The sequence below is a fragment of the Persicobacter diffluens genome (assembly GCF_036244895.1).
Classification (GTDB): domain Bacteria; phylum Bacteroidota; class Bacteroidia; order Cytophagales; family Cyclobacteriaceae; genus Persicobacter; species Persicobacter diffluens.
On the sequence record NZ_BQKE01000001.1, the window covers coordinates 2996390 to 3011497 of the forward strand.

Genomic DNA, 15108 nt, shown 5'->3' on the forward strand with positions numbered 1-15108 from the left:
ACTAAAAAGTTAAACCAGCCCCAAAAGTAAATCCATTGGTGAGGTGGTAACCGGTATAAAGGTAAAATGGAACGCTGGAGCGGGGGTTCTTATTCCAATCATTGAGCTCAAATAAAATCCCGGCTTCTAAAGCGTAGGTATATTCACTTTTAAAATCCGTATAGGGCACTTCTATTTCGGGGTAATCGGGATGCTCCATAGAACCTTTTTCATAGTTCGCCAATGTTTGCATTCCGGGGGAGAGCAGTATATGCACCCCTCTGCTTACCTTATATCCAAAATTCACGAGCAAATCTGCCTTTATCACTGTTTCCGCATCTTTTGTCATTTGGCTCATACGCCCATTAAGTCCCATACCAAAATTTTGATTACGGCCGTACCTACCTACCCTCAACGGAAGATACACCTGGGCTCCGAATTTTTGATCAGTAGTATATTGCACACCAACAAAGACATTGGACCCCTTTGATCCTCTCCGGCTTGTCCTTTTTCGCCTAGGAGGAGCGGCGGCCATCATTTCAGCAGCTATCGCTATGAAAATAATAAAAAGTATAAATCGTTTCATTCTCTATTTCTCCCGCCGTTTCTTAAATATCATCAACCGTCATCATCTGAGGAGTTCCAATTTCGACTTAGGAAACCACAAAATATTAAGTAAATATTCATACAGGCAATAGTGATTCTAATATCTATAAAACAATACTCCCTAACCACCTTAGCAGGAATCCTCCTCCCCACCATTAACATAGGGCAACCATTAGTGATTTCGGCAAATATTATAGGACAAAGCTATGGAATTAATTTCATTCTAATTGGGCGTTTTGCTCCGGAGGAACCAAACATCATTCTAAAAATCTTGAAATTTCACTGAAAAATGACACACACAAATCAAAGGTTGGCACGCAACAGAATCTAAATATTAATTTTTTTGTAAAAAATTATACTAAACAAAATCAATGAACAATAAAATACAAGTATGTTGTTAATAAACACAATCACTCAACCAGATGGTATCTAAGTCATTTTTTTTTGCAAATGTAATTTTTTACCCATTTTCAGCAGAAAATAAATCCCAACGCTTAAATAGGCTATTTTCACCCCAACATTCAAAACATTGATTAACAATCAAATACGAAAAAATGTAAAATTTACTAAAATTTACCAATAGGAAACAGACCTTCTAAAAAAGCTACTGCTTCAAAAATATTCTCAAAAGAACAATCAAGAGCCGGGATGTCTAATATTTTATCGGTGAGGATAATCAAGTACTCATGAATCACCCATTAAACCAGTATAGAAAAATAAAATAATTATCATAAAAAAAACACAACAGACTAAAAACCAGTCCACTAATAATTAAAATCGATTACGAAAAATCACCTATTTTTAAACAATTTGATGAAATTAACTAAACAACCTGCTTGATCAATAAAAACACCAACAGAAGTCCAAATATTTGATTGCCACCTAATTTGTATCTCCTTCAAAATTAATCTTTTAAAACAACAGAAAGAGGCACACAGTCATTAGGAAGAAAAATCCTCCCTCAGCTGTAAGGCGGAAAAAACGAAAAACTAGTTTCTTACTACAAGTTTTTTCCAAGGAAGCATATGAATAAGGAAAAAGCAAACTTGCACAAATTTGAGCTACTAGAAACGAAAGAAAAACACCCATAACAAATTAAGAATAAACAACTTAATTCAGTCAGATAAATCCACAGCGAATAATTCAGGTTAAACCTCTTTTGTCTCCCGATGGGCATTAAACACTGCTAATAATTCTTCATGTTGATCATCAGGTACGGCATCCAAATTTATCAAGTGAGCAGGCCCTTCCAACAACCCTAACTGCAAAAGCATCATTCTACCATTAAAATAAATAGCGCTATTGCAGACATCCTTTAGAAAAATTTCCTTTCTGGCCCCTGTCATCCGATTTTCTCTTACGATCTTATACTCATCAATGATCAATCGATTCCAATTGATCATCAGGTTTATTATCACCAAAATCAAGGCCGCCACACTACAAAATCCGGCGACCACTGGAATGGGTATAAGTAAACTTAATAAGGCAGTGATGCCGAAAATTATAGTGTTGCTCATTTTCCACCAGGGCATGGTAAAGGTATATCGCATTCCTGCTTTGACCGCAGGGGGGCAATAGTCCTCAGCTGCAAACTTTTCCAATAAAACTGCCTTTAAAGCATTAATATTTTTATAAAAATCAACATAAATATAATAATCCTGCCCTTGAGCGCTGAAATAAATAACCGGATATAAAACCGGAGCAATCCCTAAGCTAAACCATGCCTGTTGCCAGAGAAAAACCTTATCGATTTTTTGCCAATCAATTTCCTCCTGCCCGATAAATAGCCCTTTTGCGGTCAATGTGACTGGTGGCACCTGCTTTATTTGTTTTCGAAAACAATAAACTGTCCATGCGATAACCAATACACTTACCGTCAAAAGGAAATAATCCCTTCCCTCGAAACTGTTACGCCCGTGCTGATACATTCCATTTATTATTAAACCAATAAATATCAATGGCAACAGTAAATAGGGGATATTAAATAAATAAAAGCGGTACCTCTTAATGTCAAATTTTCGCTCGTCGCTCATATAAACTAATATTCAACTTATTCATTAGAAAATAAAAAATCATTTTCTCCAAATTTAATTGACAGGATAAAAGTCCAAAAATTGAATGCGACACCCAAGTCTATCCAATTGCTACTGGGCATCAAAGTCGAAGTCAAAAAAAAACAATAAAAAACCCCTCTCAGCGTAGCTAAGAGGGGTTTTAGAAAATGAGTGTGGAGTCGGCGAGAATCGAACTCGCGTCCAGAGAAGGTAATTGTCGAGCCTTCTACATGCTTAGTTTACACTTAAATTTTCGAACGAGGGCAGGAGGAAAACATCCAACCGTTCGTCTTATCTGCTAGTATTCGGATTAGGATCGCAGCATCTCCCTCTCCTATTTTCTTATAAACGACACCCCAAATCCAACCGTAAGAAACCCCAGTTGGTGGGATGTGGCCCGGGAACTATTAGCTCAACCGCATAAAGCCTGCTATCATACTCTAGGAGTTATGATTAGGCAGCCATGGCAAAGTTAGACTCGCCAATTATGATGTGCGTAAATTTATCACGGAGGTACACGCTCCCCCCGACATGCTTATACTCGCAACGACTCATCCTGTCAAAACCGATCGACCCCTATCGGATCCATCATGGTAAAATGGACTGCAAAGATGGGATAAAACCGCTTAATATGCAAATCCACATTGATTTTTACGAAAAGCTTTGCATTTGGATATGCCAGAGTACGGACCAGTATTGGCTGAAGGATGGAGGCAGCGGCGAAGCCGGTTGTTGGAGCTCCTGTGGCCGGAAGACCAAATAACTATTTTTTTTCAAAACCTTCCGGCCGCAGAGCGACTGCCGAGAGCCTGACCGAGCGTGCGAGGCAGCCCCTAAGCCGAATTATTCACCGCCAATTTATTAACCCAGCACAATTAATTTAATTTCAAGCCTTTAAAACTTATTTTCTTTGAATTACAATAGCCCAAATTTGAGCAAGCTTGCTTTCTCCTCATTCATCTGTTTCGTTGGAAAAAACTCTAAATAGGAAACTATTCCTTCATTTTTTCCGCCTTACAGCTAAACGAGGATTTAAGCATGAATAATCCGGGCTAAATACCTTCATCTAAATCATCCCCCTTGCCTTAAACTCCAAATACTTGTTCAGCGCACTCACTGTCAGGTTTTCGGGGGCCGTGAGAATCGGGTGAATACCATATTGGCGCAATTTTTTCACCATAAGCTGTTTTTCATTGGCCATTTTTTCAACCACCCCTCTTAAATAGGCGCCGGACTCGTCCACCACTTCTTCCTCCAGAAAGGATTCGACCTCTGTATTGGTAAAGAGTACCACCACCAGGAGGTGCCGGGCGGCCATTTTTCGAAAATAAGGCAACTGACGTTCCAGGCTAAGCTCACTTTCAAAGTTGGTAAACAGCAACACCATCGACCGTTGACTCAGCTGCCTTCTCAGGTGGGTATAAACGCCGGAAAAATCAGTCTCTTCAAAGGAAGGCCTGAACTTGTACAACTGCTCTTGCAATGTATTAATAATCATAGGTTGCCTGGAAGGTTTTATCCAGGAACGCTGGGATTGATCATGACAATGAAGCCCCACCAAATCCTTTTTCTTATAGGCGACATTCAACAAGACTAAAGTGGAATTAATCGCATAATCAACCAGATCCATACCATTGAAGGATGCTTTCATATTTCGACCACCATCAATCAGTGCGACTACCTGTTGTGCTTTTTCATCCTGATATTGATTCACCATCAAATCAGCCTTGCGCGCGGTGGCCGCCCAATTTACATTTCGAATATCATCTCCAATGATATACTCACGTATTTGATCAAATTCTTTCTGCTGCCCTATTCTTCTGAATTTTTTAACTCCCCCAAAGGAAAAGGCCGTATTCTGTGCCATTAATTCATACTGACGCAAATGCACGAAAGAAGGATAACAGGCCACTTCCTGTGGACTGGCCAATTTAAAATGCCTTTCCACTAAGCCTAAAAAGCCCTGAGCCACGACTCTTAAGTATCCGAAATGATATGCTCCACGCTCCACCGGCTGCAATAAATATTGAAATTGCTGCTGTTGTTGCTTTGAAAAAGCGACCTGCTGCAGGGGGATTTCCTCTGAAATCTGATCCGGAATTTCATCTAGCCATTGAAGGATGGTAGGAAATCGATAAGTGGAGATTAGGCTCACTTTTACCGGATTGGTATCCCCGTTCGAAAATCTATTGGGAAGCTGTCGCTCCCCCTGAATATTCCCGGTAAAAAATAATAATATAAATTCAAAAACACTTATAACAACCCAGGCCAGTAATAATAATTGACTCAACCAATACAGGGGAGCTATCCAAAATCCAAGCACACTCATACTAGCCACCACAGCCGCCGCCAGATAAAAACGCATGCTAAAGTTGAGCTGATAAAGCTCCTTCCATATACTATTTAAACGCTCCATCATAATGCCTGAAATATCTATCGTGGTGCCTCTACCGCCTTCAAAATCTGGTCAAGGGCCATTTCAACGGTGTACCCTTCCATTTCTTTCTCTGGAGTCAGCATCACCCGATGGCTCATCACGGAGGAAAAGACAAAAATCACATCTTCCGGCGTCACGAAGTCACGGCCATTCATAATGGCGTGCACCTTGGCCGATTTCATAATGGCTAAAGAAGCACGTGGAGAGGCGCCATAATATAACTGGGCTGATTTTCTTGATTCCTGCACCAGCGCGGTAATATAGGCGAATAATTTGTCGGCCACGGTCACCTGCTCTACCAAAGAACGGATTTCCTTTAAATTTTCTTTCGAAAAAAACGACTGCACCTCCACATTAGACGAACTTAACTGCCCCAAATGGTGCCGCTTCAAAACCTCCTGCTCTTCCTCTGATGTAGGATACCCCACCGAAACCTTGAACATAAATCGATCCAGCTGTGCTTCCGGAAGCGGGTAAGTTCCTTCTTGCTCAATCGGGTTTTGGGTGGCTAAAACCATGAAGGGGTAATCCATCGGGTAGGTAGTGCCATCATTGGTAATTTGTCGCTCTTCCATCACCTCGAAAAGCGCGGCCTGCGTCTTTGCCGGGGCACGGTTGATCTCATCAACCAAAGCCATATTCGTGAAAATAGGCCCTTTTTTAAACTGAAAAACCCCTTCTTTCTGATTATAGATGGAAGTACCCAAAACATCTGAAGGCATTAAATCCGGAGTAAACTGAATACGGGAAAAATCGGCATTCACCATGGAAGCCAAAAGCTTGGCGACCAATGTTTTTGCCACACCAGGCACACCTTCCAGCAAAACATGTCCATCTGCCAAAAGGGCGATAATCATTAGGTCCACCACCTTATCCTGCCCCACTAGTTTTTGCCCTATCTGGCTTTTCATCTCCTGAATTTTATCTCTAACATCGGAGATGTATAATCTATTTTGAAAAACTGAAGGTGTATCCATTATTATTTCTTTTTATAAAATTCATTAATTGTCTGATTCAGTGACACAAAGTCCGGAGCGGAAGTATCTCCTCTAGATAAATCTATCTCATACCAAAGCCTTCTGAGAAAAACTTCCGAGTGCCCACTCTTTTCTGCCAATGCATCAAAGTATAAATCATTTCGATCGTGAGAATCCAATAAGTAATGTGTCTTGATGTAATCTTTTAAATAATTTTTTCGATGCTCAAAAATGGCTCTTTCCGCATTCTTGTACTGAAACAATTTCGCTAAGGTGGTCGCATAATCCCTGCTCATATTGGTTTTATAAGCATGTGGCTTCCGGATGCGTTGCCTCCGTTGTGCTCCCAAAAACAGGAAGATCAAACCGGTCGCAATTAAAATATTCCAGGCCACATTCAAGGCTTCCGAAGCCCTCACAAATTGAAGGGGAGACTTGTCCGTGGCGGGCCCTAATAGCTGATATTCGCTCCAGTACCAATGCTCCTGTGGAAAATGATTCGCCAGCTCATTGATTAACTTCCTTTCTCGATCATGAATCAGGTGGTAATTAGAAAACAGACAAGGTAACATATTAATGATGATACGCCCGTCTCCCACCTTTCCTTCCAGCAAAAAGTAGCGCTGATTTTCCTCTACCTGCCCCAGAACTTGCCAATCAATGGAGGACTCCTCCTTAATTTTAATCGCATGAACGAAATCTGCTCCGGAGACCTTCACCTCCTCCTCCAGCAAACAAATATTTAAGGAATCAGTGAGCCCCTGCACTTTATCGGAAAAATCCTTGAACAATATCTCCGGCAGAAACTCACTTTTCAAACCTAGTGTATCCAGAAAGCTATTGTTCATTACCTGAGCGGAAATCAGAAAATGCTTCCCGTCTTTAGCTTCTCTTAATAATTTGGAATACTCGTGTTTCTCCAGCTCAATCTTGGGAGCCAGCATAAAAACGTTTGCTTCTCCTTCTGGCAAATCATATTCATAAATCGACTTTCTAAAGAAAACAGGCCGGGAACCCACATACCATTCCTCCAGCAGGCGATTCCAGATATAGGTGCCATATGGTGATTTTTTATAGTTGAGGTAGTGTTTACTCCAATCATGCTTGGGGGAAGCGAAATAATAATATACCCCCAGCCCTAAAATCAAAAACAGTAAGGCTATTTTAAACGACTTTGGCATATTACTTTTTCAATTTTCTTTCAAATTCTACATATACCTCAAGGGCCGTTTGATAGGTATTCCGATCCGCTTCATAATCGCCATAGCAAACGTATTGGAAAAAATAACCCAAATCATTGAAGCTTTGCTTCAAGTCCAGCTGAGGAATTTGTTTGGCTATCTGAGAGTGAATTTCCCATTGTTGAAAATCAATCACAGCTCGCAAAGACAACATTTTCAAACTCTTAATATATAAATAGCGGGTAGCGGATTTAAAATCCTCCTGCTCCACGGCCTTTCGAAGCAAATACTCCAAATCTTCATCATCAATTTGCAACTGCTGCGGGACAATAGATTTTCGCCGCTTTTTTGTTCCTTCTTTTCGGGATAAAGACAGCCAGTCTCTTTTATAGGCCAGAAATATCAAAATCCCCAGGGCCAGAGCAATCCAAACCCATTTGGAAACCGGGTGCTGAAATGCAACCTTACCAATTGGTCTTAGCAAATCAGCGATATATTCCTTCACGCCCTCCCACCAAATTTCTAATGCCGTAGGCTCCCGAATGACTGGCGCCTGATATCGAAAGGAGGCATCCGCCTTGATTTCCTTTACCGTTTCCGGTTTGAAAGCCTGCTGCCCCACTGCTTCAAAAGGAAAAATAAATAGTAAAAATAATAATCTATACATATAGAAAAGAAAGGGAGCCTCTACTCCCTTAGGCTGTTAAAAGCTTGAAATTTCATCCTCGATTCCCATTGGTTCCTTCATGGCCAAAAGGTGATAATAAGTCAGCACCATCCCGACAATGGTTAACATATTAATTAAATTAGACACCACAGTCATCACGGGATAATACACATATGCCCAAAGGCCAACCTCAATGCCTGAGAAAATGCTCAAACCCATTTGAGCGAGCAAGGGCAAGGAAGCCAAAACACCAACCACCCAAACGATCAGACCAATAATAATAAAAAAGCCAAAGGTATTCCACCAGTTATCCCTCACCAAATAACGGCTTTTTGAAAAAGCAGCCCCAATTCCCAATTCCTCAATGATTTTCGCAGGAAGCACCACAGACCAGGCAACCGCTAAAAATATCCCTGGAATAATTAAAAACATGAAGCCTAAAACTACACCAAAACCCAACAAAATAGAAATTCCAACATAGGCCCAAAATTCATCTTTGGCATAAGCATACACCGTTTCCGAATCACCCAGCGTGCCATTTTTTTGATAAAACATCATCGCCACTATAGTTTGTAAAGCCATGATGATCGATCCCACATTCACCATAATTCCTCCCACACTAGCGATGAGGCTAATCAGATTATCGCCTCCTGAGGCGGTCACTAAAGCACTAAAATTTCCTAGCCCCAGTAAGGCACCTAATACAATTAAGGGTAGGGAAGTCTTGGAGTAAATCTTCAGCAATCCACTAAAATTCTCTTTATAAAAAGAAAAAGTAGCATCTAGTCGCTGATCAATTGAGCGTACTTGTCGTAAATTCATCTTCCTGTTTTTTTAAGGTAAAAAAAATCGATATTGGTCTAATAATATATACTACTAGGATATAAATCGCTGATAGGCTAACGATCACAGCCCTTAGAAAATAAGACCATTCAGTATGTCTGGTCATCACTCCCTCAATGAAGCCGGCCATCATAAAAACTGGGATTAAACTTACGATCACTACCAGGGCGGATTTCCCTCCTTTTTTCAAGGCATCCAGCCTGGATCTATCCCCGGGAAAAAGCCAGGAGGCCCCCAATTGTATCCCTGCCCCTCCGGCAATAACAATCGCCGAAATCTCCAGAGTACCATGTAGCCAAACGGTAAAAAAGTAGTCTTTCCAATCAATATGATCCAATAGAAATCCCTGAAAAGCCCCTAACATCACCCCATTATGGAATAAAATCTTCAGGGTACCCAGGCAAGCGAAAATACCCACGGTAAATGCGTTAAAGCTTACCATAATATTATTGACCGTTATCCCACTCACCATTTCTAGCTCTGAGGAAGACTTATACACCGCCATTGGATCCCCGTTGGCGATATTATCCAGTGTCATGTTCACATAACTATCCCCTAAAATGACCCGAACAAACTCACCATCATGGGCGCTTGAAATAATTCCGATCAGAAAGGACAGGAAAAAAAAGGTAAAAGAGGTAAGATAAGGGATGGGATGCCTGGCGATCTCTGTCGGTAAAATCTCCCACCAATACCGAATGAAATAAGTAAAATCAACATCACGGCTTCTATAGATATGATAATGAAGCTCCCTTAATAATTGATTTAAATAACGCTTGGATTCCCCTTTTGGATAGAAAGTTCTGGAATAGGCTAAATCATCATTGGTTCGGACATACAATTCAGAAAGTTGATCCGGATCAGCTCCTTCCTCCTCTTTTAAAACCCGTTTAAGCTTATTCCAATGCTTCCTATTTTTAAATATAAAAGTGGCCTCTTTCATTAATCTCAACAAATAAATACCGTCCAAATTCTCGATATTTTGCAATAATATCAAGTTTATGATATATTTATTTTTTTAAAGTATTTATCAAAAAACACCAGCCCATGGATCAGTTCGATTTTGCCACCTCTCAGGGAGTAGGAATTTCAAATGAAATTGCAGGAATAGGCTCAAGGATAGGCGCATACATTATTGACTCGGTTGTAATTGGGGTGATTATCCTGGGAATCTCTTTACTTTTCGGTTCTTTGTTTGATTCCGAAAATTTTATTCTCATTGTTTTTTTGCTTTGCCCGCTACTATTTTACTCCCTGCTTATGGAATTTTTTTTTCATGGCCAAAGCTTGGGCAAAATGGCCATGAGCATTCGGGTAATCTCAGAAGACGGACACCGACTTTCTGCCGGACAGTGTTTCAGCCGATGGATCTTCCGGATTTTGGAAATCCATACCGCTTCTGGCGCAGTGGCTATTTTAGCCGCAGGCATCAATAAAAAAAACAAACGGTTTGGGGACATGGTCGCAGGCACTTTGGTGATCAATGATAAAATGCAGGCCGGGGAAATTTTCAAAATGCCGGAATTCAAAACCGACTACCTGCCCTATCATCAGGAAGCGGCATTAATGACGGACCTTCAGGCGAATATTCTACAGCGGGTGGTGAACCTCACCTCCGATTCTCCCCAACGTCACCAGATCCATCTCCGGATGAAGCAGCAGATCAAAAAAGTTTTTAATATTGATCAGGAGACCCTTGCCAAGCCGGACTTTTTGGAGGAATTTCTTCAGGATTATTACTTCTATTGCTGGAAAATTGCTTACGATCAAAATCAGGCCCTTAATTAAGCTAAACTATATTTACTAATAGCCTCATTTGACTGCAAAGCGGGATAAATGAAGAAATCGTTCTCTTTTTCGATTCCACACCAATGAAGCAAAAGAATGAGCAGCAAGCAAGTTTGTATTAAAAGACCCGAAACCCAATCAAAGCACTACCAACCAATTACTTAACACATAAACCTGAAGCTAACGGTCAATAATTCGGGTTAACTACTCGGTCGGTTTTACATCTACTCAATTCTCCTGCAAATTATCATTTTGGTTTTTAGACAAACTTTTGGGGAGTCCTGAGCAAGGATTTCCCTTTGGGGAACCCCTCCAATAATTTTTCATTTCCACAAAAAGGGCATATCTTCGTCCTTAATGGAAAAATTCGTTGTTTCTGCCCGAAAGTATCGTCCAGCCACTTTTGACAGTGTGGTTGGTCAACAGCACATCACCACTACGCTGATCAATGCCATCAATAACAATCACCTGGCGCAAGCCTTTTTGTTTTGTGGTCCGAGAGGTGTGGGAAAAACTACCTGCGCCCGTATTTTGGCAAAGACCATTAACTGTACCAATCGTACGGAAAGTGGAGAAGCCTGCGGACAATGTGAGTCGTGCCAGTCTTTCCAGAACAACGCTTCTTTTAATGTACACGAACTGGATGCCGCCTCGAATAACTCGGTGGATGACATCCGTAATTTGGTGGATCAGGTGCGCTACGCACCACAATCCGGTCAATATAAAGTGTATATTATTGATGAGGTTCACATGCTTTCGAATCAGGCCTTTAATGCCTTTCTGAAAACTTTGGAGGAACCACCATCCTATGCCATTTTTATTTTGGCGACTACGGAGAAGCATAAAATTATTCCCACCATCCTTTCCCGCTGTCAGATTTTTGACTTTAACCGCATCACGGTTGGCGATATGACCTCCCACCTGATCAATATTGCGGCAAAAGAAAATATTGAAGCGGAAGAAGAAGCCCTGCATTTAATTGCCCAAAAGGCAGATGGTGCTTTGCGTGATGCGCTTTCTATCTTTGATCTGGTTTGTACTTTTGCGGCTGGCGAAAAAGTAACCTATAAAAGCACGGTGGATAACCTCCACGTACTGGATTACGATTATTACTTCAAACTGACATCGCTTTGCCTGGAGGGGAATCACACAGAGGTACTTCTTACTTTTGATGAAATTCTGCGCAAAGGTTTCGATGGACATAACTTCATCGTTGGATTTGCGGAGCATGTGCGGAACCTGATGGTTTCGCGTGATACGGCTACCACCAAATTATTGGAAGTCTCAGAATCTGTTCAGGCAAAATTCGCTACTCAGGCGAAGGAAGCACCGCTTTCGTTTTTACTGAGTGCGCTTAATCTGCTAAGTAATTGTGACCAAACCTTCAAAGGAGCCAAAAATCAAAGGCTCCACGTTGAACTCTGCCTGATGAAGCTGGCACATTTGAACAAGGCCATCTCACTCGGAAGAGCTTCCGCGGTGATTGAAAAAAAAAAATCTGAGCTAAAAGCAAAAAGGGGAACTAAACAGCCTGCACCAACGGCGGCCGCTTCAACTCCCACTTATGCGGAACCCACACCAAGCCCTGTACCAGTAGCAAAAGACGCTGAAAGCCCCGTTTACAGCCAACAGCCAACACCACAGAGTCGTCCGAGTGTGAATCGGGCGGTAAGTGCTCCGGTGGGTGCCGTAAAAAAAGCGGGAGGTCTTCCTTCCTTGGCGGATTTGAAGGCCAGAATCGACCAAAAGAAAAATACGCCCAAAGAAGATATTCAGGCGCAGCAAGCAGCAAGCCACCAGCCTAAATTACAGAATCGAGCCTTTACCGCAGAGGATGTGAAGCAGGTTTGGTCCTTCTTTGCAGAAGACTTGCGCAGACAGGATAACCAAACGGCCCTGTCCGTCATGGCACAGCAGTGGGAATTAAATGACACTACCATTACCCTTCGCCTTTCCAGCGTGCTGCAGGTAGATTTGCTGGAAAAATTCCGGGTGGATTTGGTTCAATTCCTAAAGACCAAGCTCGACAATGGAAATCTTCGTCTGGAAACCGTCATTGTAGAAGGAGAAAGCAAGAAGATGATCTACACCCCGAAGGAAAAATACATTCACCTGATGGAAAAGTACCCTGCTTTGGATGAATTAAGAGAGAAATTGAATTTGGATTTTGACATGTAAAGCCATTTTCGGAAAAAATAAAAAAAAGATGCGCAGGCCTGAGGTTTTGCGCATTTTTTATGTCCAGGCCACCCATACCGAAGGATGAAGGCTAGCGTGGATTGAAGCTTTTTTTGCCTCAAAAGAGAAACTTGAACCACCTACCCCAACACACAACAAGAAATTTATTTTCAACAAACTGATCGCATTTCCCACCACCACTGGTCTTAGGGTCCTCGCCAAGACCCTAAATCAAATAAGCGCCCGCTCATAATTCCACACCACATTGTTCGCAAATCACTCACTTACTGGAAGTTATCACCAAAACCAATTAACCACCACTGGTCTTAGCGTCCTCGCTAAGACCCTAAATCAAATAAGCGCCCGCTCATAATTTCACCCCCACACCGTTCGCAAATCACTAACCCACTGGGAGTTATCACCAAAACCAATTAACCGAAATAGACAACCACCACTGGTCTTAGCGTCCTCGCTAAGACCCTAAATCAAATGAGCGTCCGCTCATAATTCCACCCCACATTGTTCGCAAATAACTCACTTACTGGAAGTTATCGCCAAAACCGATTAACCGAAATAGACAACCAAGTACACCTTTCTATCATATCATAATGCTAAACACGCTTTTCCTTTTCATCCAGATAAAAGACGAGAAATAAAATCAAGGACGGTTATTGTGATGGAAGATACCGAAGCAGACTGCATTACACAGACAAATAAAAATCATTTGCGAAAATTAGAGCAATTCGTGGCTGAAAAAACACTTCAACAAAAAGAGCTTGTTTAAAAGCCACAATTCGTAACGAAAATTTGAAGTATTCCAGCAGCCATACCCGATTATTTTGAGAGAATAGGAGCGCTATTGTTGAGATATAACCAAATCACCTCCAATAATTCGAATTTTCAATCGGATAGTGCGGATTTAAACTCACTCTAAACCTCAATTCGCCCATTCCACCCAATAAGGGTATTCCTTTTTTTCGATAAAAAACAAAAAGCAACTACCACCAGCCCGGACTGGTGTAGCGAATTGGCCTCTTGAAAAAAATTAATAATCCAGCATCACGCCCATTTCGGCACATTCGGCCCGAAACTCCTGCAACTGGTCCCCCTGAATCGGGTTTCCCTTCATGAGCAACCACAAATAGGTATCATTTTCTTTGGTCCAATCCTGGGCGGGTTTATTCGCTATTCTGTTAAAGGAGAGATCGCATTTTTTCAATTGAGGGACTTCAAAAAGGGTCAGGGGAAAATATTCAAAGGCATTATGGCTCAACACCAAAGTTTGCAGCTGCCTCATTTTTCCTACTTTGAAGTCTAACTCATAAAGTTGATTATGATCTAGGTCCAGTTCTTTTAACGCGGGCAACTCCTCCAAAGCCTCCAGGCCATTTTGGAATTGATTAAAAGCCAAATTCAATACCACCAGGTTGCTCAGGGAGCCAAAGCCCACCTCGGGCAATGTTTTCAGACCATTCTGCGAAAGGTCCAGTTTTTCCAAAGTCATCATGCGGTTAAGGACATTAGGCCAGGAATCCAACTCATTTTGGCCAAGCCCTAAATAGCGCAATGGAGGAGTTGTTTTCAATCCTTGATTCAAATCCTGAACGTTCAACCGATTATTCCCCAACTCCAAATACCTTAATTCCGGAAGGCGCTCAAATCCTTCGGGTAATTTCCATATTAAGTTGGATCGCAAATCTAACTTATTTAAAGAGGGCATTGACATCCAACGCTCCGGCAACTCAATGGCATTTCGAGCCAAATCCAACTGCTTTAATTTTTTCAGCTTTTTCAACTGATTCGGAAATTGCTGCAGGGCATTATCAGAGAGGATCAGTTTTTCCAGATTTTTTAATTTTGTGATCGACATAGGGGCAGACTCCCAGGCATGAAAACGCATTTCCAAATATTTCACCTGGGGCAAATTTGAAAACCTTGGAGGCGCCAAAGACTCTCCCTGCTCATAAACCGGAATCATGCTGGAGGGCGAAAGTGGCTTCTTCCCTCCATTATATATGACACGTTCCAATTTTGTCAAATCCTTCATCCACTTGGGAAATTGAATAATTCTGGTTTGAGAAATATCCAATGACTCCAGATTAATACAATGAGCCACCCATTCAGGCATGCGGTATATAGTGGAATCATGCAGATTCAAATGGCGAATGGTATCCTTCCGATCGGAACTGACGGCCCTCAATGTTTCGGACCGGAAATAATAATTAGAGGGCACCACTGACTGCCCCCTACTCTCCGAGCAAAGGATCAGCAAAAACACTAGAATGGCAAAGCCTGGTAAAATTTTATGCATTCAATCAACTGGCTTTAAATCTTATAACAAAAACCTAATTTTTTCACAATTAGGGAAATCTTTTAAGGAAAGACAAACCTGCTTCCA

General features: G+C 41.5%; 11 protein-coding genes and 1 other RNA gene. 2 read left to right on the plus strand and 10 right to left on the minus strand.

Annotated features, from left to right (window positions below; genetic code table 11):
* Nucleotide 1: 1 nt before the first annotated feature.
* From AAA970_RS12070 to AAA970_RS12110, 9 genes are all read right to left on the minus strand, one after another.
* Nucleotides 2-565, minus strand: coding sequence for a hypothetical protein (locus AAA970_RS12070; RefSeq protein WP_338237323.1), 564 nt, complete (start codon nt 563-565; stop codon nt 2-4).
* A gap of 1168 nt (nt 566-1733) precedes the next feature.
* Nucleotides 1734-2618 carry a hypothetical protein gene (locus AAA970_RS12075; protein ID WP_338237324.1) on the minus strand — a complete coding sequence of 295 codons (885 nt, stop codon included), beginning with the start codon at nt 2616-2618 and terminating at the stop codon, nt 1734-1736.
* Nucleotides 2619-2810: 192 nt separating this feature from the next.
* Nucleotides 2811-3216, minus strand: a transfer-messenger RNA (tmRNA) gene (gene ssrA / locus AAA970_RS12080).
* 489 nt (nt 3217-3705) lie between these two features.
* Nucleotides 3706-5058 carry a DUF58 domain-containing protein gene (locus tag AAA970_RS12085; RefSeq protein WP_338237325.1) on the minus strand — a complete coding sequence of 451 codons (1353 nt, stop codon included), beginning with the start codon at nt 5056-5058 and terminating at the stop codon, nt 3706-3708.
* A gap of 14 nt (nt 5059-5072) precedes the next feature.
* A complete protein-coding gene (locus AAA970_RS12090; RefSeq protein WP_338237326.1) occupies nt 5073-6053 on the minus strand; it encodes an AAA family ATPase in 981 nt (326 codons plus the stop codon).
* Nucleotides 6054-6055: 2 nt separating this feature from the next.
* Nucleotides 6056-7234 carry a DUF4350 domain-containing protein gene (locus AAA970_RS12095; protein WP_338237327.1) on the minus strand — a complete coding sequence of 393 codons (1179 nt, stop codon included), beginning with the start codon at nt 7232-7234 and terminating at the stop codon, nt 6056-6058.
* A 1-nt stretch (nt 7235) separates the two neighbouring features.
* The gene (locus tag AAA970_RS12100) at nt 7236-7901 is read right to left on the minus strand and encodes a hypothetical protein (RefSeq protein WP_338237328.1); all 666 of its coding nucleotides are present in this window, start codon (nt 7899-7901) and stop codon (nt 7236-7238) included.
* A gap of 36 nt (nt 7902-7937) precedes the next feature.
* The gene (locus AAA970_RS12105) at nt 7938-8723 is read right to left on the minus strand and encodes a hypothetical protein (RefSeq protein ID WP_053405869.1); all 786 of its coding nucleotides are present in this window, start codon (nt 8721-8723) and stop codon (nt 7938-7940) included.
* Nucleotides 8695-9732 carry a stage II sporulation protein M gene (locus AAA970_RS12110; RefSeq protein ID WP_338237329.1) on the minus strand — a complete coding sequence of 346 codons (1038 nt, stop codon included), beginning with the start codon at nt 9730-9732 and terminating at the stop codon, nt 8695-8697. The genes AAA970_RS12105 and AAA970_RS12110 overlap by 29 nt, the downstream gene beginning before the upstream one ends.
* Before the next feature lie 59 nt (nt 9733-9791).
* Here AAA970_RS12110 and AAA970_RS12115 point away from each other — a divergent pair, with 59 nt between their 5' ends.
* Entirely contained in the window at nt 9792-10532 is a 741-nt protein-coding gene (locus AAA970_RS12115) for an RDD family protein (protein ID WP_338237330.1), read from the plus strand.
* Between the two features lie 357 nt (nt 10533-10889).
* Complete coding sequence (locus AAA970_RS12120; protein WP_338237331.1) at nt 10890-12710, plus strand: DNA polymerase III subunit gamma/tau; 1821 nt, start codon at nt 10890-10892, stop codon at nt 12708-12710.
* A 1045-nt stretch (nt 12711-13755) separates the two neighbouring features.
* Here the strand turns inward: AAA970_RS12120 and AAA970_RS12125 are convergent.
* On the minus strand, nt 13756-15021 hold the full coding sequence (locus AAA970_RS12125) for a leucine-rich repeat domain-containing protein (protein ID WP_338237332.1): 1266 nt from the start codon (nt 15019-15021) through the stop codon (nt 13756-13758).
* Between the last annotated feature and the right edge of the window lie 87 nt (nt 15022-15108).